Annotated in this window: 22 protein-coding genes and 1 pseudogene; 18 read left to right on the forward strand and 5 right to left on the reverse strand. The window is 37.7% G+C overall.

What is annotated here, in order from left to right:
- Positions 1–8: 8 nt before the first annotated feature.
- Positions 9–605: a sugar transferase gene (locus KUG37_RS12935; RefSeq protein ID WP_216940532.1), complete on the forward strand. Its 597-nt coding sequence runs from the start codon at positions 9–11 to the stop codon at positions 603–605.
- Positions 606–1,161: 556 nt separating this feature from the next.
- Here KUG37_RS12935 and KUG37_RS12940 read toward each other — a convergent pair.
- Genes KUG37_RS12940 through KUG37_RS12950 form a run of 3 tightly spaced genes read right to left on the reverse strand, consistent with a single transcriptional unit; the run spans position 1,162 to position 4,890 of the window.
- Positions 1,162–3,342 carry a polysaccharide biosynthesis tyrosine autokinase gene (locus tag KUG37_RS12940; protein WP_216936988.1) on the reverse strand — a complete coding sequence of 727 codons (2,181 nt, stop codon included), beginning with the start codon at positions 3,340–3,342 and terminating at the stop codon, positions 1,162–1,164.
- A gap of 16 nt (positions 3,343–3,358) precedes the next feature.
- Positions 3,359–3,787, reverse strand: a complete 429-nt coding sequence (locus KUG37_RS12945) for a low molecular weight protein-tyrosine-phosphatase (protein WP_216936989.1) — start codon at positions 3,785–3,787, stop codon at positions 3,359–3,361.
- On the reverse strand, positions 3,787–4,890 hold the full coding sequence (locus KUG37_RS12950) for a polysaccharide biosynthesis/export family protein (protein WP_216936990.1): 1,104 nt from the start codon (positions 4,888–4,890) through the stop codon (positions 3,787–3,789). Before KUG37_RS12950 ends, KUG37_RS12945 begins: the two co-directional genes overlap by 1 nt.
- Positions 4,891–5,186: 296 nt before the next feature.
- On the opposite strand from KUG37_RS12950, the pseudogene KUG37_RS12955 reads away from it, so the two are divergent.
- The 16 genes and pseudogenes from KUG37_RS12955 to KUG37_RS13030 all read left to right on the forward strand — a co-directional run.
- Positions 5,187–5,438, forward strand: a pseudogene (locus tag KUG37_RS12955) (Vi polysaccharide biosynthesis UDP-N-acetylglucosamine C-6 dehydrogenase TviB); the annotation flags it as partial.
- A 144-nt stretch (positions 5,439–5,582) separates the two neighbouring features.
- Positions 5,583–7,100 (forward strand): oligosaccharide flippase family protein, encoded by a 1,518-nt coding sequence (locus KUG37_RS12960; protein WP_216936991.1) that lies wholly within the window; start codon positions 5,583–5,585, stop codon positions 7,098–7,100.
- Positions 7,097–8,431 carry a Coenzyme F420 hydrogenase/dehydrogenase, beta subunit C-terminal domain gene (locus KUG37_RS12965; RefSeq protein ID WP_216936992.1) on the forward strand — a complete coding sequence of 445 codons (1,335 nt, stop codon included), beginning with the start codon at positions 7,097–7,099 and terminating at the stop codon, positions 8,429–8,431. The genes KUG37_RS12960 and KUG37_RS12965 overlap by 4 nt, the downstream gene beginning before the upstream one ends.
- Positions 8,428–9,504 carry a polysaccharide pyruvyl transferase family protein gene (locus tag KUG37_RS12970; protein WP_216936993.1) on the forward strand — a complete coding sequence of 359 codons (1,077 nt, stop codon included), beginning with the start codon at positions 8,428–8,430 and terminating at the stop codon, positions 9,502–9,504. Before KUG37_RS12965 ends, KUG37_RS12970 begins: the two co-directional genes overlap by 4 nt.
- A gap of 1 nt (position 9,505) precedes the next feature.
- Positions 9,506–10,375, forward strand: coding sequence for a glycosyltransferase family 2 protein (locus KUG37_RS12975; RefSeq protein ID WP_216936994.1), 870 nt, complete (start codon positions 9,506–9,508; stop codon positions 10,373–10,375).
- Positions 10,356–11,363 carry an EpsG family protein gene (locus KUG37_RS12980; RefSeq protein ID WP_216936995.1) on the forward strand — a complete coding sequence of 336 codons (1,008 nt, stop codon included), beginning with the start codon at positions 10,356–10,358 and terminating at the stop codon, positions 11,361–11,363. The genes KUG37_RS12975 and KUG37_RS12980 overlap by 20 nt, the downstream gene beginning before the upstream one ends.
- Before the next feature lie 2 nt (positions 11,364–11,365).
- Positions 11,366–12,493, forward strand: a complete 1,128-nt coding sequence (locus KUG37_RS12985) for a glycosyltransferase family 4 protein (RefSeq protein ID WP_216936996.1) — start codon at positions 11,366–11,368, stop codon at positions 12,491–12,493.
- On the forward strand, positions 12,494–13,099 hold the full coding sequence (locus KUG37_RS12990) for a sugar transferase (protein WP_216936997.1): 606 nt from the start codon (positions 12,494–12,496) through the stop codon (positions 13,097–13,099).
- Positions 13,089–13,757: an acetyltransferase gene (locus KUG37_RS12995; RefSeq protein ID WP_216936998.1), complete on the forward strand. Its 669-nt coding sequence runs from the start codon at positions 13,089–13,091 to the stop codon at positions 13,755–13,757. The genes KUG37_RS12990 and KUG37_RS12995 overlap by 11 nt, the downstream gene beginning before the upstream one ends.
- 31 nt (positions 13,758–13,788) lie before the next feature.
- Positions 13,789–14,964 (forward strand): DegT/DnrJ/EryC1/StrS aminotransferase family protein, encoded by a 1,176-nt coding sequence (locus KUG37_RS13000; RefSeq protein WP_216936999.1) that lies wholly within the window; start codon positions 13,789–13,791, stop codon positions 14,962–14,964.
- A 118-nt stretch (positions 14,965–15,082) separates the two neighbouring features.
- Positions 15,083–16,957: a nucleoside-diphosphate sugar epimerase/dehydratase gene (locus KUG37_RS13005; protein ID WP_216937008.1), complete on the forward strand. Its 1,875-nt coding sequence runs from the start codon at positions 15,083–15,085 to the stop codon at positions 16,955–16,957.
- Between the two features lie 12 nt (positions 16,958–16,969).
- Entirely contained in the window at positions 16,970–17,845 is an 876-nt protein-coding gene (gene galU, locus KUG37_RS13010; protein ID WP_216937000.1) for a UTP--glucose-1-phosphate uridylyltransferase GalU, read from the forward strand.
- Positions 17,846–17,857: 12 nt separating this feature from the next.
- Positions 17,858–19,114, forward strand: a complete 1,257-nt coding sequence (locus tag KUG37_RS13015; RefSeq protein ID WP_216937001.1) for a nucleotide sugar dehydrogenase — start codon at positions 17,858–17,860, stop codon at positions 19,112–19,114.
- Positions 19,114–20,781, forward strand: a complete 1,668-nt coding sequence (gene pgi, locus KUG37_RS13020; RefSeq protein ID WP_216937002.1) for a glucose-6-phosphate isomerase — start codon at positions 19,114–19,116, stop codon at positions 20,779–20,781. Before KUG37_RS13015 ends, pgi begins: the two co-directional genes overlap by 1 nt.
- Positions 20,774–21,793, forward strand: a complete 1,020-nt coding sequence (galE, locus tag KUG37_RS13025; RefSeq protein WP_216937003.1) for a UDP-glucose 4-epimerase GalE — start codon at positions 20,774–20,776, stop codon at positions 21,791–21,793. Before pgi ends, galE begins: the two co-directional genes overlap by 8 nt.
- A complete protein-coding gene (locus KUG37_RS13030; protein WP_254202706.1) occupies positions 21,757–22,722 on the forward strand; it encodes a beta-1,6-N-acetylglucosaminyltransferase in 966 nt (321 codons plus the stop codon). The genes galE and KUG37_RS13030 overlap by 37 nt, the downstream gene beginning before the upstream one ends.
- Positions 22,723–22,760: 38 nt before the next feature.
- Here KUG37_RS13030 and KUG37_RS13035 read toward each other — a convergent pair whose 3' ends face one another.
- Positions 22,761–24,137 (reverse strand): phosphomannomutase CpsG, encoded by a 1,377-nt coding sequence (locus tag KUG37_RS13035; RefSeq protein WP_216937005.1) that lies wholly within the window; start codon positions 24,135–24,137, stop codon positions 22,761–22,763.
- A gap of 382 nt (positions 24,138–24,519) precedes the next feature.
- On the reverse strand, positions 24,520–24,951 hold the full coding sequence (locus tag KUG37_RS13040; protein ID WP_216937006.1) for a hypothetical protein: 432 nt from the start codon (positions 24,949–24,951) through the stop codon (positions 24,520–24,522).
- Positions 24,952–25,663: 712 nt separating this feature from the next.
- Between KUG37_RS13040 and KUG37_RS13045 the strand changes: the two genes are divergently transcribed.
- Entirely contained in the window at positions 25,664–26,383 is a 720-nt protein-coding gene (locus KUG37_RS13045) for a hypothetical protein (RefSeq protein WP_216937007.1), read from the forward strand.
- Positions 26,384–26,451 lie beyond the last annotated feature (68 nt).

Consider the following 26,451-nt stretch of genomic DNA (forward strand, 5'->3'; position numbering starts at 1 on the left):
TTGCCTTCTTGGCTTTGCTTATATTATTTCCAGTTTTTATTATGATAGCTTACAAGGTGCGAAAAAATTTGGGTTCACCCATTTTCTTTTATCAAGAACGACCTGGTAAAAATGGTAAATTATTTAAAATGATTAAATTTCGTTCTATGAGGAATGCAGTAGATAAGGAGGGTAATCCTTTACCAGATAAATTTCGTATTACTCCATTTGGACAAAAGTTACGCTCTAGCAGTTTAGATGAAATGCCACAGCTCATTAATGTTTTAAAAGGAGATATGAGTATTGTCGGACCCCGGCCTCAAATGAAAGAGTTTTTGCAACATTATACTGATGAGCAAATGAGACGACATGAAGTAAAACCTGGTATGACAGGACTTGCTCAGGTAAGTGGACGCAATAATTTATCCTGGGAAGAAAAATTTGAATTAGATGTACAATATGTGGAACAGTACAATATGTGGCTGGATTTTAAAATCATGTTGAAAACGGCTAAGGTAATGTTGAGTCAAGAGGGAATTAATGCTCCTGATCAGGAAGTTGGTGCTGTGCGGTTTTCCAGAAAAAATATGCCTGAAACGCCTTTATTTACGAAAGAAGTAAAATAATACGATCAATAAAAATGCTTCTTGCAGTCACGGGTTTAAGCTTATATTTTCTGATCAAGAATGCTGCTTTTTCAAAGCAATATTGAACCTTAGGAATCAAATATCTGTCTAGTATTATTAAAAATTTAAGCGAGTTGAATATGTGATAGATTTTTCACAGAAGAATAACTCATATTTGAGCTTGTTATGATTACTTATATTTAATCACAGTTTTTGATTTATATTTGAGTAACTTAATTTAAGAATCAATCCGGCTTATGTTGCTCAAAAGATTTTGATGGATATCCATTTTGGATTATTTTTTAGAAAATTATGTATGAGGCTGTTTTGGATACAATACTATTCATGACTTGGATAAATATAAAAAAGCTTCAAACAGATTTAAATTAAATGATTTCAAATCTGTTTGAAGCGATATAACATTTTCTCATTCTCTTGAGTATAAGTTTTTAAAAGGCCAACTTATATCAAAGTAGCTTGATCAGCTTTTTAATGTCTGGACAAGTACTTTGATTTTCTCAGAGAATTAAATAGGCTTAATATCCATTAAGTCCGCTTAATCTTCATTTTTTGAAGCCTTATACGCATAAGCATAATTATAGCCATAACCTGCAGCGGAGCGTTGAATATCGTTTAAGATTACGCCATTGACCTTGACTCCAGCCTGTTCAAAGCGATTGACGGTTAATTCCAGCTCTTTCATTTGAGTTTGTGCATAACGTGCAATCAATAAATTCACACCTGCATGCTGCGAGATGATAATCCCGTCAGTAACTGCAAGAATCGGTGAAGTATCAATCAGGATATGATCATATTGACTGGACAACTGAGTCAGCATTTCACCAAATAGCGGGGTGCTGAGTAACTCGGATGGATTCACCGGGCTTTTACCCCGAGTCAATAAATCTAAGCCTGGAATATCGGTTGATTTGATAACCTGATCCAAACTGGCCTGCTTATTTAAATACTCGGACAAACCCGGTTGAGGCGTCTGATTAAAGTATTTATGGATATAACCCCGACGTAAATCTGCATCAATCAAGAGTACACGTTTTTGACCTTGTGCCAAAATTGCAGCCAGGTTGGTCGAGATAAAAGATTTACCTACTTCTGGTGCAGGACCAGAAATCATCACAATATTATTTCGTGCATTGCTCAAGGCAAAGTGAATGGCAGTGCGCATACTGCGCAGGCTCTCAATCGCAATATCATCACTGTTTTTAACCGCCAGGATAGGAATATATTTTTTCTTCTTTGCCAGCTTGATATAGCCATTTTGGGCAGGTGAGCGAGGTACCGTCGCATATACAGGTAAATCCAGCTCATTTTCAATTTGACTTGAATCTTTAATGCCCGAACGTAACATATTGCGTAGCAGCGCCAGCAAAGTGCCCAGGAAGCCACCCAGAAAGATCGATAAAATCAGGATTTGCAGTTTTTTAGGTTTGATCGGTTCTAGCGGCTCAACGGCAGTATCCACTACCCGTACATTACCAATTTCACCGGCTTTGGCAATTCGTAGCTGCTGGTAAGAGTTTAACAGAGCAGTATAGAGTTGCTGTTTCACTTCAACTTCACGGAACAGTTGTAAGTATCGGCGTTGCAGGTCTGGTAGCTGCTTTAAAGTCCCTTCCAGTTCAGTAATTCTTTTATTGATCGCACCAAGCTGTGCATTCATCTGCTGCATTACCGGATGTTCATTGGTGTATTTGGCAGAAGCCTCAGCCACTTGCTGTTCGAGCTGCGCTTTTTGGGTTTCCAGGCTAATACTTTGGGTCAGATACAGTTCCGACTCTTTAGTGACATCGACCGTATTAGACTGCTGACGGAAAGTATTGAACTCTCGTTCAGCCACGTCCAGTTGCTGGCGCAATTCAGGTAATTGTTCATCTAGAAACTTGAGTGTTTGAGCCGTTTCTGCGGAACGACGTTCAATATTTTGCTGACTATAGGCAGCCAGAATGGCATTTAGGACTTCAGTGATATGCTGCTTGTCAGTACCCTGATAATTCAGGCCTAATACACCGGTCATTTTGCCTTTTTCTGCAACCGAGTAATTGGCAAGAATTGATTTTACCGCAGCGGGCAGAGATTGCTTTTGTACAAGATAAGGTGCATTGAACTGGTCTTGGCTATAAATGGCAACTTTCCACTGACCATGTTCAGACTGCAATTCACTAGGCTGATTTAATGGGGCAGAGAAGACTACATGTTCTGTGACCGGGTTGGTTAAAGTGTATTTACCCGGCTGAAAGTCAAGACGTAAATTTTTGTCATAGAAATAAGCAGGCACTTCAAACTGACGGATATCGAAGGATTTAGCATTGTCTTTAAACAGAACAGATGTTTTGTTATATTCGCTTTGATAGTCATGCGGTGACAATAAACGATTCGTAAAGCTGTTTTCAGTTCCAGCAATGCGAAGATCCAGATTTAAAGCCTGAATGGCAGAACCCAGCACCAGACGCGATTTTAATAGTTCTATTTCTGCCTGAGCGGGTTGCTTTTGCTCGATCATGCTGGATAAATCACCCAACAAGGCAGCAGACGTCCCTTTGTTTTCTTCGACCTGTACCAGCGCATCAACCGAATAGGTATCGGGGGTGACTCTTAAATACAGCAAGGCGCAGATCACGCTTAAGATGACACACAGTGCAATCAGCTTCCACTGTGCAATAAGTGAAAAAAATAACTCTTTTAAGTCTATCGTATCTTCAGTATTGCTATTTTGGCTCATAATCTTGATTTCAAATTTAAATATATTTTTTCCAGTCAGCAATACAGCTCTGTATTAACTGGCAGGTATCATCAAATACAACTTGGTCATGCCGATAAGGGTCAGCGATATTCTTGCTTTGCCAGTGCCCCAAACGGAAGGTTTTACCTTTGGCAAAAGACCAGGTCTGTTCAATATGTTTTTGTTGATTTTGACTCATGACCAAGACTAAGTCGGCCCGTTTAATCATTTCGGTATTCAGTTTCCGGGCAATATGAGGACTCAGGTCAATCCCCAAACGCTGCATGCATAGACTGGCTTTTTCATCTGCTGCATGTCCCACCACGCCCGCAATACCTGCAGACTCAATCTGCAAATGTGGGTACTGTTGTTTTAAAAAGTATTCCGCCATAGGACTACGGCAAATATTGCCAATACAAACTACCAAAATATGTTTAATCTGCATTATTGTCCCAAACGATCCAGGTTATAGAGTGCATTCGAGAACGGGATTACCTGGTTCACGACACGTTGCCAGCGTGCCAGACCTGAAGCATCGACATAGACAATATCGTTGCTACGCATCTTAAACTGGTTGGCCAGACCAAAGTCGGCAATACTACTCAAGTCCATTTGATAAACTTCGGTGTGCACAGCATTCGGCTGACTGCGTACAATATAAATCTTGCTACGGCTGGCGGAGAGTGGATTAAGCCCCAAACTTTCACCTAATACATCACTTAAACTCATACCCTGATCACGCAGGGGTAAGGACTGGTTTTTGCCAGATTCACCCATGACATAAATTTTTTGATTTTCGCGATTGTTCACATATAAAGTGTCATTTGGTTGGATCAGCAAGTTATGCAGTGAAAGTCCTGCTTTTTCCAGTTCTACGGTATTCAGGTTGTAGGAACGTCCCTGACGGACCAAAGTCATGGAAGCATTGTCGCCCTGCTGGGCATTTACGCCACCGGCCATGCCTAAGGCGGTGTAGATACTCACCGGCTGATCGCTTAAATAAAACTGTCCGCCTTTTACCACATTGCCTTGAACGGAATAGCGCTGACCCTGATAGGACAGTACCCGCACAATCACATCCGGGGTTTTTAAATAACGTGACAGCTGGCTGCGTAATTCACGGTTGACTTGAGTCAGTGACTTACCTGCAGCCTTGTAGCGGCCGATAATTGGGAACTGGATATAGCCCTGTGAGTCAATTTGATAACCATTGGCCTGAGCAGACTGGTCACTACTAATAGTACTGCTTGGCGGGGTCATTTCAGGATAGGCCCATAAATAGATGGACAGGATATCACCCGGACTTAAACGATAGTTTTGATGCGGGGTGCTAAACAAATGCGCATAGTCTTGTTGAATGTTTTGTACAGCAGGCTGAACAGCAAGCATTGAGTCCTGGGTCAGTTTAATCACATTGACCGAAGTGCCGAGTTCGGTTTGATACACACCTTCTTCCGGTAAATCATAAGTTTGCAGACCAGAGGTCACTGCACAGCCAGTCAAAGCGAGACCACAAGTCAGTAAAAAAGCCAGTTGAATTTGTCGCACATGAAATCCCGTTTTTAATATTTAATTCGTTGAATCGGCGATATTCTACCTGATAAGTTTGATTTTTTTATAACAAAATGTATCTGAATTCAATTGAATAGTAACTAAAGAGGGAAAAGCCTATTTCCTTTTCTAAAATAGTTCTTGAAAGTATGTCCTCTATAACGTTAGTTGAATATTTGCGCATTTTTTTGTTTTTTGGTGTTAAATCACAACAGAATTTTCATGTTTTTCTGCTAGTATGCGCGCCGAAAGATTGAATCTTCATAAGTACAGTACATTAATAAGGCGTTGAAATGCTATCTATTGCAGATTTAAAAATTGCGGTGATTGGTCTAGGTTATGTGGGCTTGCCACTTGCAGTTGAATTTGGGAAAAAAGTACCTGTGGTTGGTTTTGATATCTACCAAAAACGAATTGATGAACTTAAAAGTGGCCAAGACCATACCCTCGAAGTTTCCCCAGAAGAACTCAAACAGGCAAATCACCTGAGTTATTCAGCAAATTTAGAAGATTTAAAAAGCTGTAATTTCTTTATGGTCACTGTTTCAATATTGTTTGATGATTTTCAAGCTTTATTTAAGGGGAATTATGAGATTTATGACTTAAAATTTATTTTAAAGTCCTAGGATAGTGATTTAAGATTATAATGAGTATAGATTTTGATATTAAAGGATTAGAGTTTTTAGTTGATGAAAAATAATAGTTTAATTGTAAAAAATTCACTTTTTTTAGCAATACGAACTATCGTAATTACTGCTGTTGGTTTGTATTCTGTACGCGAGCTCTTGTCAATACTAGGCGTAGAGAAATACGGACTATTCAATCTTGTTTTTGGGATAGCTATTCTTTTTTCATTTATTAATGGGGCAATGATTTCATCTACTCAGCGTTATCTAGCATATTATATTGGAAAGAAAGATGAAAATATGCTAGATGCGGTTTGGGTAAATAGTCTTATTATGCATATAAGTGTTGCTATATTAATAGCAATTTTACTTTTTTTAATAAAAGATCAAATAATTAATAATTTTATAGTCGTTGATTTGAAATATATAAAATCAGCTTACTTTATTTATTATTGCTCTATTTTAGTTGTTTGTATTTCTATTATTCAAGCTCCATTTAACTCTTTAATTCTCGCTAAAGAGGAAATGTCTTTTTTTGCATTTCTATCTTTATTGGATGCTGTTTTTAAGTTAGTTATCATTTATTGTTTGTATTTTTTTGAAAATTCTCTATTAGAAACTTATTCTTTAATGTATCTAGCTTCGTGCATAGTTGTATTTATAATTTATTATTTATATTGTGTAAAAAAAAATAATAAAGGTTTTGATTTTAAGAAAATAAAATTAAGTTTATTAAAAGAGATAGCAGTTTATTCTTCATGGAATATATTTGGTAATTTTTCTTTTATGGCAAAGACACAAGGTATTAATATTTTATTAAATATCTTTGTAGGTATTGTAGCTAATTCTGCATATGCAATTACTGCTAATGTAAGCTCAGCGATTAATAGTTTAATTAACTCTATCGTGACAGCAATTAACCCTCAAATTTATAAGAGTTATGCAGAAGAGGATTATGAGAGAAATATACTTCTTATTAATACTGCTTCTAAATTTAGTTTCTTCTTAGCTTTAATAGTTGTGTTGCCTATTTTGTTTAATACTAAATATTTGTTGGAGTTTTGGCTTAATCAACTACCATTATATTTAGTAGAATTTGTACAGTTAGCTCTGGTAATAATATTGATAGATTGTCTTTCTAGTTCATTAATGACTGGTATCCAAGCAACAGGTAAAGTTAAAGTATATCAAATAATAGTAAGTATATCTGTATTTTTAAACCTACCTATAAGCTATTTTTTTCTAAAGTTCGAATATAAACCAGTTGTAGTTTACTGGGTTGCTTTAATAATAGCTTTTTTAAGTTTAATATTGAGGCTATATTTTATTAGTAGATTAACAAAATTCAGTATATTTATATACTTTAAAACAGTGATTTTAAGAGTTGTATTGGTAGCAGTTAGCTCAATATTATTAATATATTTTATATTAAGGAATTTAGATGCTCATGCCTCTTTTTTATCATTCATATTAATTTCATTTTTTATAGTTCTAAGTGTTTTATTAAGTATTGTTATACTTGGCTTGAAGCAGTCAGAAAGGTTATTTGTGTTTTCTAAAATTAGTGGTTTTTTAAAATGAATATAGAGTCTATTGTAAAAAATAATTTATGTACAGGTTGTGGAGCATGTATTTCTGAAGATACAAATAAACAAGCCAAAATGATTTGGGATGAAAACGGTTTTTTAATTCCACAATTAGGGCCTAATTCTACCCAAGAAAAAATGATAATAGTTTGCCCATTCGCTACACAGCAAAAAAATGAAGATGAGTTAGGTGTGGTATTTTTAAAAGATAGGGCTAAAAACTATAATAGTAAGCTGGGATATTATACAAATTTATATGCAGGTTATGCTAAAAAGTTTAGAGAAACTTCTTCCTCAGGTGGCATAGCTACTTTCGTATTCAAAAAACTGTTAGAAGAAAAAATTGTAGATCACTTATTTATAGTTAAAGAAAAAAATGGTGAATATTCTTATCAATTTTTTTCGGACTTTAAAAATATTACAAAAATTTCAAAAACCCGTTATGTGCCAGTAACAATGGCAGAGTTATTTGAAAAAATTGCTACTATAGATGGGAAAGTCGCTGTATCTGGTGTGGCTTGTTTTGTAAAAGCAGTTCGTTTAAAGCAATACTATTATCCTGAGCTAAAAGATAAAATACCATTTGTAGTGGGAATAATTTGTGGTGGTCTAAAAAGTAAATATTATACAGATTTTTTAGCGCAATCTGCAGGCTGTTTTTCTGAGTATGAACATGCAGAGTATCGTGTTAAAAATAAGGATAGTTCTGCCTTAAACTATAAGTTTTCTTGTATAGAGAAAAATAATAATAAAATACATATGGTTGAAATGAAGACATTGGGAGATATGTGGGGAACAGGTCTTTTTAAATCAAATGCTTGTGATTTTTGTGATGATGTGGTGACGGAGTTGGCGGATATATCACTAGGAGATGCCTGGATAGATCCTTATGATAAAAGTGGTTTGGGAAATAGTATTATTATAACTAGAAGTTTACTTGCAGATAAAATTATTAAATCTGGTTTAGATGAAAGTGATTTAGTATTGGATAAACTACAAGAGAATAAGGTGTTGCAGTCACAACAGGGTAGTTTTAACCATAGACATAATGGTTTAAAAACTAGAATGAAGTTAGCACATATTAATGGAAAACTTTTTCCTAAAAAACGAGAAAAAATTTTAATCGATCAAAGTTTTCTGCTAAATAAAATTCAGATTTTAAGAGCTAAAACTAGAAGCAATAGTTTATATTTTTGGAAAATTACAAAAAATGTTGGCTTATTTAATGAAAAGATGAAAAGTAGTTTAGTGAAATTAAAAATTTTCACCTTAATTAATAGTTATTTAAATAAGTATTCTGATAAATTTGGAGTTAAAAACAAATGAAAAATATTGCAATATTAACTTTAGGTCTTAGACATAATTATGGTGGTATTTTGCAGGCTACTGCATTATATAATTTTTTAAAAAGTGAAGGTTACAACCCAATTTTGCTGAGAAAGTATCCAATCCAAAAAAAATGGAAAGCTATTTTGATTAAAATTCTAGAAAGATTGCCTTTTCAAAATTTTAAGGGAGTAAGAAATTCTTATATTAAATATAATAATAATATACATTTTTTTGATGAGTATATGCCTAATCAAACAGAAATTATGACTTATAAATCTCAAATAGAAGAGTTTTTAAATAGAAATGAAATAGACACAGTTATTGTTGGAAGTGATCAGGTCTGGCGTTATGCTTACATCAATGATACGGAATATGATACTTATTTTTTAAACTTTAATCTAAACCGAAGAATCAAAAAGATTTCTTATGCAGCTTCTTTTGGAGTAGATACTTGGAAAGCTCCTATTGAAAACAATAATATAAAAAAATATCTGTCAGACTTTAATGCTGTATCAGTACGAGAGAGTAGTGGTCAGGAAATTTGTAAAAAAGATTTTGGTAGAGATAATGCTGAATTAGTGTTAGATCCGACATTACTTATAGAACAATCTTTTTATTCAGATATGATTAAAAATAAGTCACAAGAAAGTTATGATTGTATTACATATATACTTGATGAGAATGCTGAAAAAAATGAGTTGGTGAGAAAAATTAACATTGAGTGTCAACATAAAAGTGTATTTAATTTATTGGAAAAAAACTCCACATATTCTGTACAAGATTGGGTGTCATCTTTTAAAATGACAAATTTTGTAATAACAGATTCATTTCATGGAATGGTTTTTTCAATTATTTTTAATAAACAGTTTGTAGTTTTAATAAATAAAGATAGAGGAGCGGATAGATTTTTTTCACTTTGCCATCTTTTGGGATTAGAAGATAGATTATTTGACCCAACACAAGGGGGGACTTTTAACGCTAAAACTATCAATTATTCAGATATAAATGAAAGATTAGCAAGTCTAAGAAAAAGTTCAAAAAAATTCTTACTAAATGCTTTGGGAGAATAGGATGTTTTCCGTTGTTATTCCACTATATAACAAAGCTTATGGTATAGAGCGAGCTTTAAAATCTATAATAAATCAGAATGGTGAGTTTACTTACGAGGTAATCATAGTAAATGATGGATCTACAGATGGTTCGGAACAGATAGCTGAAAATTTTCTTAGCGACAATATTAGAATTATTCATCAGGCAAATGCAGGTGTTTCTGTAGCAAGAAATATTGGTATTACAAACAGTAAATATGAAGTCATATGTTTTCTTGATGCTGATGATTGGTGGGAGGCAGATTATTTTTCTACCTTATATAATCTAATAGTTGCTTATCCTCATGAAAAATTTTTCCTAATGGGATTCCAGAAAGTTAGTAAATTAGGTAGGAAGGTAGTAAGTTTAAGTAAAAATCCGAAAATTTTTAAAAAATTTGGAAATAGCTTTTTAAATACTCGTGGTCTTGTTACACCAAGTATAGCTGTAAAAAAAGATGTTTTATATGAAGCTGGATTATTTCCAATGGGTGTTAGTCTTAGTGAGGATCTAATGGTTTGGTCTAAAATAATTAGTAAATATAATGTTATTTATACACCACAAGTGGTTTCTAATATCTATTATGAAGAAGACAATTCTAGAGCTAATAGAACGTTAAAAGTACCTTATGTATTAGAGTATTATGCTAAACCAGATAATTCAGCTAAAAATATTAAAAAATTCTTAATGTATATATATGTAACTAAGTTATATCAAAGTATTAGGGTTAAAGATTTTGAAAGCTGGAAAAGACGTTGGGTTATTGGATTTAAAATATTTCCACTTGTTAGCTATATCTTATTTTTTAGTATAATATTTTTTGGTATTAAGAATGTTTTTAAATATAAATAAGCTTTATTCCTATCTGTCTTTTATTTTTATTTCATCTATTATTGCATTGGTGGTTGCGAATAGAGATTTAAGTATTGTTGCAGACTCTTTGAATTATGCTAATAATTTTTTCTATAAAGATAGTTTGGATTTTAGATATGAATATTTATTCGATATTTTAACTTTTTCAGTAAGACTCTTTACTGATAATTATCTTATTTATTTTTTTATTCTTAATTTTATTCTTAATTTTTTTATATTTAAAAGTTTAAACTTAATTTCTAAATCATTAGGTTTTAATAGGGTTTATTTTTTAATATTTTCATTTTGTATTTTTATACTTTCATCTTGGTATTATGTTGCATCCTCTAATGGTGTAAGGCAGGGATTAGCTCTGGCCTTAGCTTATTATTCTTTGTTTTATTATATTTTTTATGAAAATAAATTAAAATCATTTATTTTTTTTATTATGTCTTGTTTTTTTCATTATTCAAATTTTTTATTAATTCCTTTTTTAATACTTCTAAAATTTAAATTAAATCACTTGTTTTTTATTGTTAACTTGTTTGGGTTGTTTTACTTCTTGGGTGTAAATGAAGTTTTGGTAAAAAATCTATCTGCTGCTTTAGGTTCTCCTTTGTATGACTCTATAAAATATTACGCAGAGGATGGAAATTATTCCTACCGTTATGGATTTCAGGGAGATCTTTTTATTTATACTTTGGGTTTTATTTATTTATATTTTTTTATAAGTAAGAAAATTTTTAAAGATAATTCTCTTTTTGAAAAAATAGTAAAAATATACTATATATGTACCTTACCTTATTTCTTTTTCGGTTTTGCTGCTTTCTCAAATAGATATGGCTTGATGGCATGGTTTTTCGGTATATTTATTAATTGCTTAATTATGTACTTTTTATTCAAGAGAGGAGGAAAGGAGTTTTTTAAACTAGGTTTAATTTCAACCTTTTTTCTTTCCCTACTGTTTTTTTATTATAGATATTTTTAAATATGAAAGTTGTTCTTATTGGTACAGTTGCTAGTAGTTTTTTAGGTTTTAGATCAGATCTAATTAAAAAATTATTAGATCAAGGGTATAGAGTTTTCGCTTTCACTTCAGAATATTCTGATAGTGAACTGAAAAAAATAGAAAAACTTGGAGTCATACCTGTTACCTATTCTTTAAATAGGGGGGGATTCAATCCATTCGCAGATATTATAGCGACCTATCATCTTTCAAGAAAAATTAAAGAAATAGAACCTTGTCTCGTTTTTTCTTATTTTTCAAAACCTGTTATTTTTGGCACTTTAGCTGCAAAATTAGCTAAAGTGCCACGTATTGTTGGTATGCTTGAAGGTTTAGGCTATACTTTTACAGAACAACCTGGAGGCTTAAATAAAAAAACACAACTAATTAAAAAAATACAGGTTTTTTTGTATAAAATAGCTTTACCACAACTAGATCAACTTATCTTTTTGAATCCTGACGATCCAAAAGACTTATTACAACAATATGGAATTAAAGTAAAAAAGGTAGAAGTTTTGGGTGGAATAGGTTTAAATTTAGAAAATTATAAATATTCTGAAAATTTTAATTCGGATATATCCTTTATTTTTGTTGCAAGATTATTGGCTGAGAAAGGAGTTCATGATTATATAAGAGCCGCTAAAATTGTAAAATCAAAATATCATAATATTAAATTTACTGTATTAGGCGCAATTGATAAATCAGCTTTAGGTAGTCTTAAAGAGGAAGAGTTAAAAGACTTAATACAAACTAATATTATTGAATATCCTGGATATGTTAATAATGTTGCTGATTGGATAGAGCAAGCAAGTGTATTTGTATTACCCTCGTATTATCGTGAAGGCGTACCACGAAGTACTCAAGAAGCGATGGCTATGGGGCGACCTGTTATTACAACAGATGTTCCAGGTTGTAGAGAAACTGTAGTTGATGGCATTAATGGCTTTTTAGTTCCTAAATGGAATCCTAACGCGTTGGCAGAAAAGATGATTTACTTTATTGAGCATCCTGAAAAAATTAGTATTATGGGGGCTGAAAGCCATAAAATAGCAGTTGAAAAGTTCGATGCAGAGAAGGTTAATCAAAGATTAATGAAAATTTTAGGTCTATAAATGTTAAAACGCTTACTTGATATTATCATTGCTTCTGTAGCTCTGATTTTACTTTCTCCTTTATATTTATATGTTGCTTATAAAGTACGTAAAAATCTAGGATCACCAGTTATCTTTCGCCAAATACGTCCAGGTTTGAATGGTAAACCCTTTGAGATGATTAAATTTCGTACCATGACAGACGAGCGAGATGAGAAAGGTAATTTATTACCAAATGAGCAACGCTTACCAAAATTTGGAAAAATGTTACGTTCCACCAGCCTGGATGAAATGCCGGAACTGTGGAATGTGATTAAAGGCGATATGAGTATTGTTGGGCCACGACCATTACTTATGGATTATTTACCTTTATATAATGAAGAGCAAGCCAAACGTCATAAAGTACGTCCCGGCATGACAGGTTATGCTCAAGTCAATGGACGAAACTCTATTAGCTGGGAAGAGAAATTCAAGCTGGATACTTGGTATGTAGAAAATCAGTCAATCTGGTTAGATTTTAAAATCATGTTTCAAACAGTAAAAAAAGTATTAGTTAAAGAAGGCATTAATCAGTCTGAAGAAGTAACGATGACGCGCTTCCTAGGTAATAAAAAAGATGGGCAGTAGTTTAAAATATTTATACGCAATTTACGGTGCAAGTGGTTTTGGTCGTGGGGTCATGCCGCTTGCACGTGAACAGTTGATCACTGAAAATATTCAAAATTACGAGCTTGTATTTATTGATGATGGTGAAAATAAACAGGCTGTCAATGGACATCAGGTTTATAGTTTTGAAGCCTTTCTTGAATTAGAAGCTGCTGACAAATATGTGGCTATTGCAATTGCCAATAATCGTATTCGTGAGAAACTTGTTCAAAAAGTTGATTTGCATAACTTGAAGCATTGGTCAGTAAGAGCACCTACCGTGACTTCCATGGATGAAGTACAAATAGGCGAAGGTGCTATTTTATGTAATTACGTACATTTTACTTCAAATATCAAAATTGGAAAATTTTTTCACGCAAATTATTTTAGTTATGTAGCCCATGATTGCATCATTGGTGACTATGTCACCTTTGCTCCCGGGGTGAAATGCAATGGCAATATCCATATTGAAGATCACGCCTATATTGGTACAGGTGCCGTGATTAAACAGGGTACATCTGACAAGCCTTTAGTGATTGGTAAAGGTGCGGTAGTGGGTATGGGTGCTGTGGTCACCAAGAGCGTTCCACCGGGCGTAACGGTGATTGGCAATCCAGCAAGAATGCTAGAGAAAAAATAAGTTTTTAAATTTTAAAAATTCAGGAAACATCATGTTAAACACTGCATTTGAACCATGGCCAAGTTTTACTCAGGAAGAAGCGGATGCGGTTTCCCGGGTTTTGTTGTCGAATAAAGTCAACTACTGGACCGGACAGGAATGCCGCGAGTTTGAAAAAGAATTTGCCCGGTTCGCAGAAACCCGATATGCAGTGGCATTGGCCAATGGAACTGTAGCACTTGATGTCGCACTCAAGGCATTAGGTATTGGTGCAGGGGATGATGTGATTGTGACCTCACGTACCTTTCTGGCCTCGGCCAGCTCCATTGTAACAGCTGGGGCAAATCCGGTCTTCGCCGATGTCGAACTGGACTCCCAAAATATCTCCCGCCGTACCATTGAAGCGGTGATCACACCTAATACCAAGGCCATTATCTGTGTGCATCTGGCAGGCTGGATGTGCGACATGGAATCGATCATGCAACTGGCTGCTGAGCGCGGTTTATATGTCATTGAAGACTGTGCCCAGGCGCATGGCGCGAAATATAAAGGCAAATCTGCCGGTTCAATCGGTCATATCGCGGCCTGGTCTTTCTGTCAGGACAAGATTATGACCACAGGCGGTGAAGGCGGCATGGTGACCACCAATGACGAAACCCTGTGGAAAAAAATGTGGTCCTATAAAGATCATGGCAAGAACTTTGACAGCATCTATAACAAGCAGCATCCACCGGGTTTCCGCTGGCTGCATGACGCCTTTGGCACCAACTGGCGCATGATGGAAATGCAGGGGGTGATCGGACGCATACAGCTGAAAAAAATGCCGGAATGGACTGCAAAACGCCTTGCCAATATGGAAAAAATTTATGCGGCATTTGCAGACAGTCCATATTTTAGCGTCCATCGTCCATCCGATGATTATGTACATGCTGCCTATAAATGTTATGTGCAGGTCAATATCGATGCTTTGCCTGAAGGCTGGTCACGTGACCGGATCATGCAGGAAATCAGTGCGCAGAATGTACCTTGTTTTAGCGGCTCCTGTTCAGAAGTTTATCTCGAGCATGCTTTTGATGATACGCCCTGGCGTCCAGCACAGCGTTTGAAAAATGCGCAGCAATTGGGTGAAACCAGTCTGATGTTTTTAGTTCATCCTACCTTAAGTGATGAAAGTATTAACAAAACAGTCACCGCAATTCAACAAGTTATTAATAGAATAGTTGCTTAAACTTTTAGAATATAAGTGCACCGTATTCGGTGCATTTAACTTATATAGAATATGTTTTTAAGTTACTCATCGCATTGTGACTTATTAAAAATTTATGAGAATTGAGACAACGCATCCAGTGAAATCGATCATTACGCCTTTCGTAGAATCACCACGAGCCGCCAAACTAGCATTTTTAATTATTCTGGATTTTTGTGCTTTTCCTGTCTTGATCTGGCTCTGTTATGCCATTCGCCGGTTTGATTTAGGCGCAGAAGTAGTACCGAATCTGGCTTTTGGTACGCTCTGGGTTAGCGTGATTGCAGTTGCATCGCTTTTTGTATGTGGGGTCTATCGCTTTATTGTCCGTACGTATAATGAAGTGTTCATGATCAAAATGGGGCTGGCGACGGCATTGACGGTCGCTGGTCTTTATGCTCTGGCTTATTTTACCCCGGCCTTTATTCCGACCTCTATTCCTCTGATGTTCGGCTTTATGATGTTTGCATGGATCTGGTTTAGCCGTGGCATCATCCGCTTTATTATCCGTTCCTATGTGCAGGCCGACGTACAGAAAAAACGCATCGCAATTTATGGCGCAGGTCATGCAGGTCAGCAGGTAGCCGCAGCCTTGTATCGTTCCAACGAGCATTTGCCGGTCATGTTTATTGACGATAAACGCTCGTTAAGCGGGCAGCAGCTGGGCCGACTTAAAGTCTATGATGCCCAGGCCGCCTTAAAGATCATGCGCAAGCGAAAAATTGATGAAATTCTGATTGCCTTACCTTCAGTGGGACGGGTACGTAAAAGTGAAATCATCAAGTTTTTAGAGCCGGCACATTTAAAAATCACCGAGATTCCGGGGCTGACTAAACTGGTGGATGGTGAAATTCGAATTTCTGATATTCAGGAAGTGGATATTATTGATTTGCTGGGGCGTGATCCTGTTCCGCCGGTTCCCGAGCTGCTGGCCAGAAACATTAAAGATAAAGTGGTCATGGTGACAGGTGCGGGCGGTTCGATTGGTTCAGAACTCTGCCGCCAGATTGTCAAGAATCACCCGGCCAAAATTGTGATTTATGAACTGACTGAATTCGCGCTGTATAGTATTGAAAAAGAGTTACGCCTCACGGCAAGCTGTGAAATTATTCCGATTCTGGGTTCTGTGCTGGATGAATCCAAGCTGGAACGGGTAATTGAACAATATGGCGTGCAGACGATTTACCATGCTGCCGCCTATAAACATGTACCGCTGGTGGAATGTAATCCATTGGCAGGTCTGAAAAACAATGCGGTCGGAACTGCTTTTAGTGTGAATGCTGCGGTGAAAAAAGGTGTCGAAACCTTTGTATTAATTTCAACCGATAAAGCAGTCCGTCCAACCAACGTGATGGGGGCAACCAAACGGATGGCAGAGCTGTATTGTCAGGCCATGGCAGAAGCTCAGGACCAGACCCAGATCAGTATTGTACGCTTTGGCAATGTACTCGGTTCTTCAGGCTCGGTGGTGCCGCTGTTTAAACAGCAGATTGCCAAGGGCGGGCCAATTACCGTAACTGATCCGGAAGTGACCCGGTTCTTTATGACCATTCCGGAAGCCTCGCAGCTGGTGATTCAGGCCGGTGCTTTGGGTACGGGCGGAGATGTATTCTTGCTGGATATGGGCGAGCCGGTCCGGATTCAGGATCTGGCACGACAAATGATTGCCCTCAGTGGACTCAAAATCCGAGACGCTAAAAATCCGAATGGCGATATTGAAATTCAATATACCGGATTACGTCCGGGTGAAAAACTCTATGAAGAGCTGCTGATTGACGAAGCAAATACAGAAATTACCGCGCATACGCGTATTCTACGTTCTGTCGAAAAACATTATCCATTGGCAGAAATTCTGGCAGTATTTAACCGTATGCATGAACTTGAAGCGACTCAGACCGACATTGAATGGGCATTAGCGCAACTGGAACATTATGTGGACGGTTATGTACGCGGTAAAGAAATTAAAGTGAACTAGGTTTTTATAGATATGATCAAGAAAGCAATTCTTCCTGTGGCAGGCTTGGGGACGCGTTTTTTACCTGCCAGTAAATCCATCCCTAAAGAAATGGTGACAGTGGTAGATCGCCCTGCGATTGAATATGTGGTTCGTGAAGCAGTCGCTGCTGGGATTGAACAGATTATTCTGGTCACTCATTCTTCCAAGGCCTCGATTGAAAATTATTTTGACCGTAACTTTGAGCTTGAAACCACTCTTGAGCAAAAAAACAAAACCGACTTGCTGAAAGAAATTACTGAGATTCTGCCTGCAGGCGTGAGTGTGATTAGTGTACGCCAGCCACAGCCTCTAGGTCTGGGCCATGCAGTACTGTGTGCCAAAGCAGTGATTGGCGATGAAGATTTCGCGGTATTGTTGCCGGATGTGCTGGTGAAAGATCAGGACCCGGAAAATGACCTGGCACGTATGATTCAACGTTATGAAGAATCTAAAGCGTCACAAATCATGGTGGAAGCGGTACCTGAACATCTGGTGGACCAGTATGGCATCGTGGATGTTGCTGCATCGCCTGAGGAAGGGGAAAGCATTGTCATGCAAGGCATTGTCGAGAAACCGGCAGTGGGTACGGCACCGTCGAACCTGTCTGTGGTGGGCCGTTATATTCTGCCGGCCAAAATCATGCAGCTTTTAGAACAGACTCCACGCGGAGCAGGCAATGAAATCCAGCTGACCGATGCCATCGCCATGCTGCAGCAAACAGAAGCCGTAGAAGCCTATCGCATGAAAGGCCAGACTTTTGACTGTGGCAGCAAGTTGGGTTATTTAAAAGCTGTTTTACATTATGGGCTTGATCATCCTAAACTCGGTAGCGAGTTTAAAGCCTTGATTCAGGAACTTGCTTTATAAGAAAGGAATATTATGAAAGTCGCAGTATTGGGGAAAACCTTATTTTCCGGGGTCATGTCGGCTCTTTTATCTGAATGCGGTCATCAGGTGGTCTGGTGTAACAGCTTCAATACAGATGAGTCGGCCCGACCCTATTTCCAGGATGAATCTCTACAGCTGTTACTGCAAAAACAGGAAAAATCTGGCTTTTTAAACTGTTGCGATTTTCAGCATCTGGATTTTAATCAGGATGTTTTTTTCTTTAGTTTTAATGCGACTGAAGAACAGCAGGCATTTCAGATGCTGGACACTATCCGGCATGCCTGTTTTGCTCATCCCAAACTGATGATTAATGCTTCGACCTTTGGCTTGCATGGCACCCAGCGCTTTCAGCAGTTGCTGCCGAATGATGACTGGATTTATCTGCCAGATATTATTCAGGAAGGGAATGCACTGCGTAGCTTTACTCAGGCCACCCAGCTGATTGTGGGCTGTGATCATGAAAATATACAGCCTAAAATCAAAGAATTATTAAGGCCCTTATTTCCACGCGCGCAGCAGTACCTATTTATGCCGGTTCTGGATGCCGAATTTACCAAGCTGAGTATTTCCGGCATGCTGGCCACCCGGATCAGTTATATGAATGATCTGGCCAGTGTGGCAGAAAAGCTTGGCATTGATATTGAACAGGTACGGCAAGGCATGGCGGCGGATAACCGGATTGGTTCTGCCTATCTGTTTCCCGGCGTTGGTTTTGGTGGAGAGAATTTCTCCCATGATATCCGGACGCTTACTCACGCCGTGGCAGATTCAGGGGTAAAAAACCAGCTGCTGGAACAGGTCTGGGACATTAACGAACAGCAAAAAGAATTATTGTTCCGTAAACTCTGGAACTATTTCCGTGGAGACTTGAAGGGTAAAGTCATTACGATCTGGGGTGCAGCCTTTAAGGAAAATACCCCGAGTATCCAGCAGTCTCCGGTACATGCCATGCTGACCGCTTTGTGGGCGCAAGGCGTGACGGTCAAGCTACATGATCCTCAGGCAATCGCAAATATTGAAAAGGTCTATGGGCCACGGGAAGACTTGATCCTGTGTAAAGACCAGTATCAGGCCGTGGAAGGGGCGCATGCCTTGTGTCTGATTACGGCATGGAAACAGTATGGCAGTCCGGATTATCCATATTTGATCAAGCTGATGCAGCATCCCCTGATTCTGGATGGGCGTAATCTGTATGATCCGACGTATGTCAAGACACGTGGTTTTAATTATATTGGGGTAGGACGTTAATGTTGAGCCATTTTAATCCAAATCTCGACACTGAAACTGTGTGTCAGAAACTCGCCTCGAACAAAGAACAGCTTCAGTCTGAGCATTTGCGGGAGCTGTTTGCTGCTGACCCGGAGCGCTTTAATCGATATTCTATCCAGTTTGAACAACTGCTGTTTGACTATAGCAAACACAGAATCAATAAGAATGTGCTGCAGGGCCTGATCGAATGGGCCGATGCACAGAACCTCAGATCCTGGATTGGCTCCCTATTTTCCAATCAAAAAATCAACTATACCGAGCAGCGTGCTGCCATGCACTGGGCATTGCGCCTGCCCAAACAGGATCAACAGCATGCTGATCTGGCAGCGGATGTACATGCCCAGCTGGAACGGATGTATGCCCTGGTGGAACAGATTCATGCCGGACAGCGCCGCGGTGCCACCGGGGAAGTGATTCAGGATGTGGTCAATATTGGTGTTGGCGGATCAGATCTGGGTCCCTTGATGGTCACGCACGCTTTATCTGATTTTAAATACCAGTCTGCCCAGCCACTCAACGTACATTTTGTTTCGACCATGGATGGCAGTCAGCTGTCCGAGCTGTTGCATCAGCTGCGTCCGGAAACGACACTGTTTATTATTTCCTCCAAATCCTTCGGCACCATTGATACCCTGACCAATGCCCAGACGGTACGCTTATGGCTGGAAAAGGCCTTAGGTCAACATCCTTATATTCTTAAGCATCATTTTATTGGGGTATCGACCAAACCGGAAAAAATGACCGCGTGGGGTATTGCGCCGGAAAACCAGTTATTGCTTTGGGACTGGGTCGGCGGGCGTTATTCACTCTGGTCCTGTATCGGACTGCCAATTGCCTTGAGTATCGGGATTGAAGGCTTCAAGCAGCTGCTCGCTGGCGCCTATGCCGTTGACCAGCATTTTCAGTACCAGCCTTTTGAACGCAATATTCCGGTATTGATGGGATTGTTGGGAGCCTGGAATACCAATTTTCTGGATATTCAGACCCATGCAATTCTGCCTTATGATGGCCGGCTGAAATATTTTGCCTCCTATCTGCAACAGCTGGAAATGGAATCCAATGGTAAGTCAATCCAGCGCAATGGCGAAAAAGTCCAGTTCGATACCTGCCCGATCATCTGGGGTGAGGTGGGGCCGAATGCCCAGCATGCCTTCTATCAGTTATTGCATCAGGGAACTCAGTCAGTCAGCTGTGATTTTATTGCGCCGGTAGAGCGTTATAACAGCCAGCAATATACCTATGTAGACAGTGCCGAAGCATTGGTCGAACAACATCATTTGGCCTTATCCAACTGTCTGGCGCAATCGCGCTTACTGGCTTTTGGCAATGAAGCCTTAGATCAGGCTGAATTGGCGAGCTTGCCGGCCTATAAACAGTATGAAGGTAATCAACCGAGCAGTACCCTGTTGTTGCAAGAGCTCAACCCATACAGTTTGGGCATGCTAATTGCACTATATGAACATAAGGTATTTGTCCAATCTGTGCTGTGGAATATCAACCCGTTCGACCAGTGGGGCGTGGAAAAAGGCAAGGAAATTGCCAACCAGTTACTGCCCATACTAAATGGGGAACAGACTGATCTGAATGGTCTGGATGGTTCAACCCAGGGTTTAATTAAAGTTCTGTTAGGAAAGCAAAATGGCTAAAATTTTGGTCACAGGCGGGGCAGGCTATATTGGTTCACATACCTGTGTGGAATTGCTGAATGCCGGACATGAGGTCGTTGTACTGGATAATCTGTGTAATAGCTCCTCCGAGTCCTTAAGTCGGGTAGAAAAATTGACCCAAAAAAGTCTGACCTTTATCGAAGGGGATATCCGGGATAGCCAGTTACTGGATCAGGTCTTTCAGCACCAGTCGATTGATGCGGTGATTCATTTTGCCGGACTAAAAGCTGTCGGTGAAAGTCAGCAAATTCCTTTGGCCTACTTTGACAATAATATTGCGGGCTCCATCAGTCTGGTGCAGGCGATGCAGCGCGCACAGGTGTTCAAACTGGTCTTCAGCTCTTCAGCCACGGTCTATGGTGAAAATAATCCGTCTCCCTATCAGGAAGATATGCCCTTAAGTATGCCGAATAATAATTATGGCTATACCAAGTTAGTCGTTGAGCAGATGTTAGAAAAAGCAGTTATTGCAGATGAACGTTGGTCCATTGCTTTGTTGCGTTATTTTAATCCGGTCGGTGCGCATAAAAGTGGCCAGATTGGTGAAGATCCATTAGGTATTCCCAACAACTTGATGCCTTTTGTGACTCAAGTGGCGGTAGGTCAGCGTGAAAAACTGTGTATTTTCGGGGATGATTACGACACGGCTGATGGCACTTGTGAGCGTGACTTTATTCATGTGGTTGATTTAGCGAAAGCCCATGTTTTAGCAATTCAAAACCGTTTAAATCATCAAGGTTGTCGGGCCTGGAATATTGGTACAGGCCAGCCAGTATCAGTATTAACCTTAAAAGATACCTTTGAAAAAGTGAATCAGATCCAGATCCCATTTGAGTTCGCTGCACGACGTGCCGGTGATTTAGCAAGCTTCTATGCAGACAATGCGCGTGCAGTAAAAGAGTTGGGCTGGACACCCCAATATGGCTTGGAGGATATGCTCGCCGATAGCTGGAAATGGCAGAAGCAGAATCCTCAAGGATATGGATCATAAAGATGAATTTTATCTATGGAGTCATTTGTCACCAACTTACCCATTCACTGGTTTTTCTGGTAAATGAGCTGCTGAAAAGTCCCCATAGCATTATTCTCATTCATGTCGACCAGAAAGCCGACCTTGCCCCATTTAGTACTCAATTCGGACAGCATGCCCAGGTGCATTTTTTAACAGACCGGGTAGATGTACGATGGGGCAGCTATAGTCAAATAGCGGTCATGTTAAAACTCCTGCAGGAAGCGCAAAAATATCGTTATGGCTATTTTTTCTTCCTGTCCGGAGATGACATTCCCTTATGTTCAAATACAGCAAGAGAATTATTTTTAGAAAAAGAATATCAAAAACAGACAGAGTTTGTGGGATGTGATGATTTGGCAGATGACGTGGAACAAAGAGTTAATATTCTTTATTTACCCATTATGTACCAGAAAGCTAAAGCACCCCTATTTCAACTTCTGAATAGATTGGCATTATGGTATTGCAGGCGCTTCCGTAAACAGGATATTTCTCATTTGCCCACACTATATAAGGGCTCGAACTGGATTACCCTTACCGATCATGCTGTGACATTTATTCTGGATTATCTGGAAGCACATCCGGATTATTTAAGAACCTTTAAATCTTCACTGTGTGCAGATGAAATATTTTTTCATACCATTATTTATAATTCCCATTTTCAGCAACGCATCTATCATGCCCAGCATAGGATAGAGGATTGTGAAACAGGGCTGAGATATATTGACTGGGATTCCGGGCCGGACTATCCCAAGGTTTTAGATGAGTCTGATTTTGATAAAATGAAGCAATCAGGCATGCTGTTTGCGCGGAAAATGAATGCAACTATTGCAGTCGATATACTCGAAAAACATTTCCCAGGAAAGATTCATGCTGGGAAGGTACCCAGTAAATTGGACGGCATTGTCTGATTTACTGGGTACTGCTCTCTAGGATGGTTTATAAGAACTTAAGATTCACCCTGGATCAGTTGGGTCAGTTCATCGACATAATCCTGCATTGGTCGTGGATTCCGGTCACGACGGCTTTCAATATTGAGACGCAATAAGGGCTCGGTATTGGACGCCCGTACATTAAAACGCCATGTACCAAAATCCAGGCTGACACCATCGGTCTGGTCAATTTCTGGTTTCTGATCGGCATAATGATCGAAAAGTTTTTGGATGGTCGCTTGGGTATCTGCAACTTTAAAGTTGATTTCACCACTGCACGGGAACTTGGCGATCATCTCCTCTACCAGAGAAGACAGGGACTGCTGTGTTTCTGAAAGCACAGCGATAGCAAGTAGCCATGGAATCATGCCGCTATCACAATAAGCAAAATCACGGAAATAATGATGGGCACTCATTTCCCCGCCATAGGCCGCATTATATTCACGCATTACATCTTTAATAAAGGCGTGACCTGATTTTGACTGAACGGTGATGCCGTGGTATTGATCTACAATATCCAGCGTGTTCCAGACCAGACGCGGGTCATGGACAATTTTTTCGCCAGACTGCTTTAGCAAGAATGCTTGAGCCAGAAGGCCGACAATATAATAGCCTTCAATAAACTGGCCTTTTTCATCGAACAGGAAGCAGCGGTCAAAGTCACCATCCCAGGCAATGCCCAGATCCGCACCATGCTTAATTACCGCATCACGGGTGCTGTCACGATTTTCAGTCAAAATCGGGTTGGGAATCCCATTTGGAAAATTACCGTCAGCTTCATGGTGAATCTTGATAAATTCGACCGGAATATTCAGTTCCTTGAATTTTACTTCGATAGCATCAATCACATGGCCTGCGGCACCATTGCCGGCATTCACCACCAGTTTCATTGGGCGAATTTTTGCAGGATCAATATAGGTCATCAGGTGATCGACAAATTCCGGCAGAATATTGTATTTTTCAGTACTACCTTTATTTGTTACTTCAATAAATTCACCTGATTCTGCCAAGGCCTGAATGTCTTTAAGACCAGTATCTGCACTGATCGGGCGAGCATTTTCACGCACCAGTTTCATACCATTATAATCCATCGGATTATGGCTGGCAGTGATTTCAATACCCCCTTGGACATCGAGATGAAACGCACCGAAGTAGACTTCTTCTGTGCCAGTCATGCCTAAATCTAAAACATTGACACCCGCATCATTTAAACCGCGAATGGTCGCCTGTTTTAAGCCCTCACTGCTGAGACGGATATCACAACCAATGACCACAGTTTTGGGTTGATAGATTTGACCATAGGCACGGCCAATTTTATAGGCAATTTCATCATTGAGTTCTGTACCCAGTTTGCCGCGAATGTCATAGGCTTTGAAGCAAGTCAGTTTTGTCATTTATAGGTTCTCCATTTAGAAGAAAAAAGGCCGGTTCCCCTGTATGAGAGTACTTTATAAGTACTTAGTGAATATATAATCAAAAATAGTTAGAGTTTGAATTACTTAAACTATTTTTTGATTATATATCATCATACATCCAGCATGGTTTAGTTTCTTATTGTAGTAAGCTATCCAGCAAACTACAATTTTTAACTTTCTTTAATTAATAGAATTAATGAAAAATCTATTCCGAGGGTCGGGATCAATACACATAAACATCTATTTGTTTTAATTAAATTTATTTAAATTAAAATTCTAAAAGGCACTCACTAAGGTGCTCATTTTTACAAGTAAAAACTCTGCTATTACAATAACTTGAATAAAAAACGACACTATTATCTTAATGATTAAGCATGGAAATCAACTTTATAGCTTCCACTTTAAAGCCATCTAGATCATGAATGTCAGGGTTAGGTAATCTAGGAAATAGTGCTTTTAAAGTATATTCACTACTTAGTCCTAACACATCCTCATCTAGCTTATAGATATGATAGCTCAATTCAGAAGCAATCAGAGGCAATTGATCAAGCAAGTCTTCAATGCTCTCTGCACTGTAAAAATCCTCCTCCCCCTCTGAACTTCGAATTTTTCCACTTGTAACATGGGCATGGTAGTACAGCGTATTATTTTCTATTTCTTCATCATCTATGGTGAGATTTACGAAGAAAAAAGAATCATTATCCTCATATGCTACCCCTATCATGTAAGCGTTGAAATCACTTAGGGTATTATTTTTATCAAGAATATAGTCAAAAGCATCTTTTAACTTCATTACGTTTCCTTATCTAATAATTTTAAATTATAAGAATTTATAAATCTTAATTTTTGATAGAGACAACTTCTAAAGTATTGTAATTTAAAATCATAGTCTACATTTTAAGAGCTTAATCATAGGGTACATAGTAAAACTATTAGAATCGGGAAATTATTTTTGTGATGAAGGAGAAATAGTCACTACTTCCTCTAGAGAAAAAGCACTATCTGATGGGCTGTTTGATGGATATGGGGAAGCCAAAGACACTGCTGAAAGTTGGTCTGGGCATATCGTACTAAGTGTAGATTACATCATTGAATCAATCTAAAGATCATGGAGTAGCAATGAAAGACGAAGAACCACGATATTGTTATACCTTTGAAGATCTCTTAGATTATCGTGCTTACGCAAAATTTTCGCTAATAGTTAAACTCCAAGTTTTGGGGTTAAATTTTCTAAATATGACCCTAAAAATAATTTCATTATTGAGTTATTATTTTTTATTTCCAATATCTCTAACATCTATATATAATTCAAAAAAATTAACTGTGCAAAAAAAATGAATGCAATTAGAGACTTAATAAATGATATCAACATTAATAAAAATAGAGTTTCATGGTCACTATCTATAGCATTCGTTCTAATATTTTTTTTACATATTGGTAGCATCTTACAAGTTATATTTTTAAATATTTTCAATATTGATGTCTCTAATCTATATGACTTATTCATGCCCAACCAAGTATTTGAGAAAATTAAATTTATTGATTTTATATTCAATATATCAATAATTGAATTTATTACAATATTTTCAATAAATTACATTATTGTATACAAATTATTAAAATTCCAATCTGGCATTAGATTTTATTTAAACCTTTCTTTCGGCATTGCCATCTGCTTTATTCTCATGGATTTAATAATATTATTATATGAAAGAAATTTTGAAGAAATTGATTATTTTTCTAACTTTTTTAGCAACATTATAGGAGGTTTTTTTCTAGCAACAATAATTACAATTTTTCTTTGGCTTTCAAATAAAATTATAAACCCAAGCATCAAATACAGCTTATTATATAAAAATTTATTTTTCTTTATTTTATGCATTATTTCAATGCTTATGGTATATTTTATTTTTATTAATATTTTTCAAAGTTCATCAACTAAAATTAAAGCTGAAATAAAACCCAATTTCTCTATTAACTACACCACTGCATATAATAAAAAAAATAATGAAAACAATTTTGGTCTTAATAAGGATAAAAAAATATACCTTAAAAATTTAGAATATATAGGACTGAATGATCTGGATATAAATTATAAATATGATGGTAATAATGATTTAGAGATACTTTTTTTTGATGGTTGTGCAGAAAAAGAATCTAAAGAATTTATTAACCGTAAGCGTCCGCTGAACCCCACTTTTCTTATCTGCTTAACATCCCGATAGTGTCCATTATTTATTAAATGGACATCATGTTTATGGTCTTAGACACTATTATAGACACTGAACAAACG

Origin of the sequence: Acinetobacter sp. BY419, assembly GCF_019038395.1 — a bacterium.
Taxonomy (GTDB): domain Bacteria; phylum Pseudomonadota; class Gammaproteobacteria; order Pseudomonadales; family Moraxellaceae; genus Acinetobacter.

What these genes read in the sequence shown, in the direction of transcription:
- KUG37_RS12995 (WP_216936998.1), top strand. Translation starts at nt 13,089, where the DNA reads ATGGGCAGTAGTTTAAAATATTTATACGCAATTTACGGTGCAAGTGGT.
- KUG37_RS12940 (WP_216936988.1), bottom strand. Translation starts at nt 3,342, where the DNA reads ATGAGCCAAAATAGCAATACTGAAGATACGATAGACTTAAAAGAGTTA.
- KUG37_RS12975 (WP_216936994.1), top strand. Translation starts at nt 9,506, where the DNA reads ATGTTTTCCGTTGTTATTCCACTATATAACAAAGCTTATGGTATAGAG.
- KUG37_RS12985 (WP_216936996.1), top strand. Translation starts at nt 11,366, where the DNA reads ATGAAAGTTGTTCTTATTGGTACAGTTGCTAGTAGTTTTTTAGGTTTT.
- KUG37_RS13035 (WP_216937005.1), bottom strand. Translation starts at nt 24,137, where the DNA reads ATGACAAAACTGACTTGCTTCAAAGCCTATGACATTCGCGGCAAACTG.
- KUG37_RS13000 (WP_216936999.1), top strand. Translation starts at nt 13,789, where the DNA reads ATGTTAAACACTGCATTTGAACCATGGCCAAGTTTTACTCAGGAAGAA.
- pgi (WP_216937002.1), top strand. Translation starts at nt 19,114, where the DNA reads ATGTTGAGCCATTTTAATCCAAATCTCGACACTGAAACTGTGTGTCAG.
- KUG37_RS13015 (WP_216937001.1), top strand. Translation starts at nt 17,858, where the DNA reads ATGAAAGTCGCAGTATTGGGGAAAACCTTATTTTCCGGGGTCATGTCG.
- KUG37_RS13030 (WP_254202706.1), top strand. Translation starts at nt 21,757, where the DNA reads ATGGCAGAAGCAGAATCCTCAAGGATATGGATCATAAAGATGAATTTT.
- KUG37_RS13040 (WP_216937006.1), bottom strand. Translation starts at nt 24,951, where the DNA reads ATGAAGTTAAAAGATGCTTTTGACTATATTCTTGATAAAAATAATACC.
- KUG37_RS12945 (WP_216936989.1), bottom strand. Translation starts at nt 3,787, where the DNA reads ATGCAGATTAAACATATTTTGGTAGTTTGTATTGGCAATATTTGCCGT.
- KUG37_RS13045 (WP_216937007.1), top strand. Translation starts at nt 25,664, where the DNA reads ATGCCCAACCAAGTATTTGAGAAAATTAAATTTATTGATTTTATATTC.
- KUG37_RS12990 (WP_216936997.1), top strand. Translation starts at nt 12,494, where the DNA reads ATGTTAAAACGCTTACTTGATATTATCATTGCTTCTGTAGCTCTGATT.
- KUG37_RS12980 (WP_216936995.1), top strand. Translation starts at nt 10,356, where the DNA reads ATGTTTTTAAATATAAATAAGCTTTATTCCTATCTGTCTTTTATTTTT.
- KUG37_RS12965 (WP_216936992.1), top strand. Translation starts at nt 7,097, where the DNA reads ATGAATATAGAGTCTATTGTAAAAAATAATTTATGTACAGGTTGTGGA.
- KUG37_RS12960 (WP_216936991.1), top strand. Translation starts at nt 5,583, where the DNA reads ATGAAAAATAATAGTTTAATTGTAAAAAATTCACTTTTTTTAGCAATA.
- galE (WP_216937003.1), top strand. Translation starts at nt 20,774, where the DNA reads ATGGCTAAAATTTTGGTCACAGGCGGGGCAGGCTATATTGGTTCACAT.
- KUG37_RS12970 (WP_216936993.1), top strand. Translation starts at nt 8,428, where the DNA reads ATGAAAAATATTGCAATATTAACTTTAGGTCTTAGACATAATTATGGT.
- galU (WP_216937000.1), top strand. Translation starts at nt 16,970, where the DNA reads ATGATCAAGAAAGCAATTCTTCCTGTGGCAGGCTTGGGGACGCGTTTT.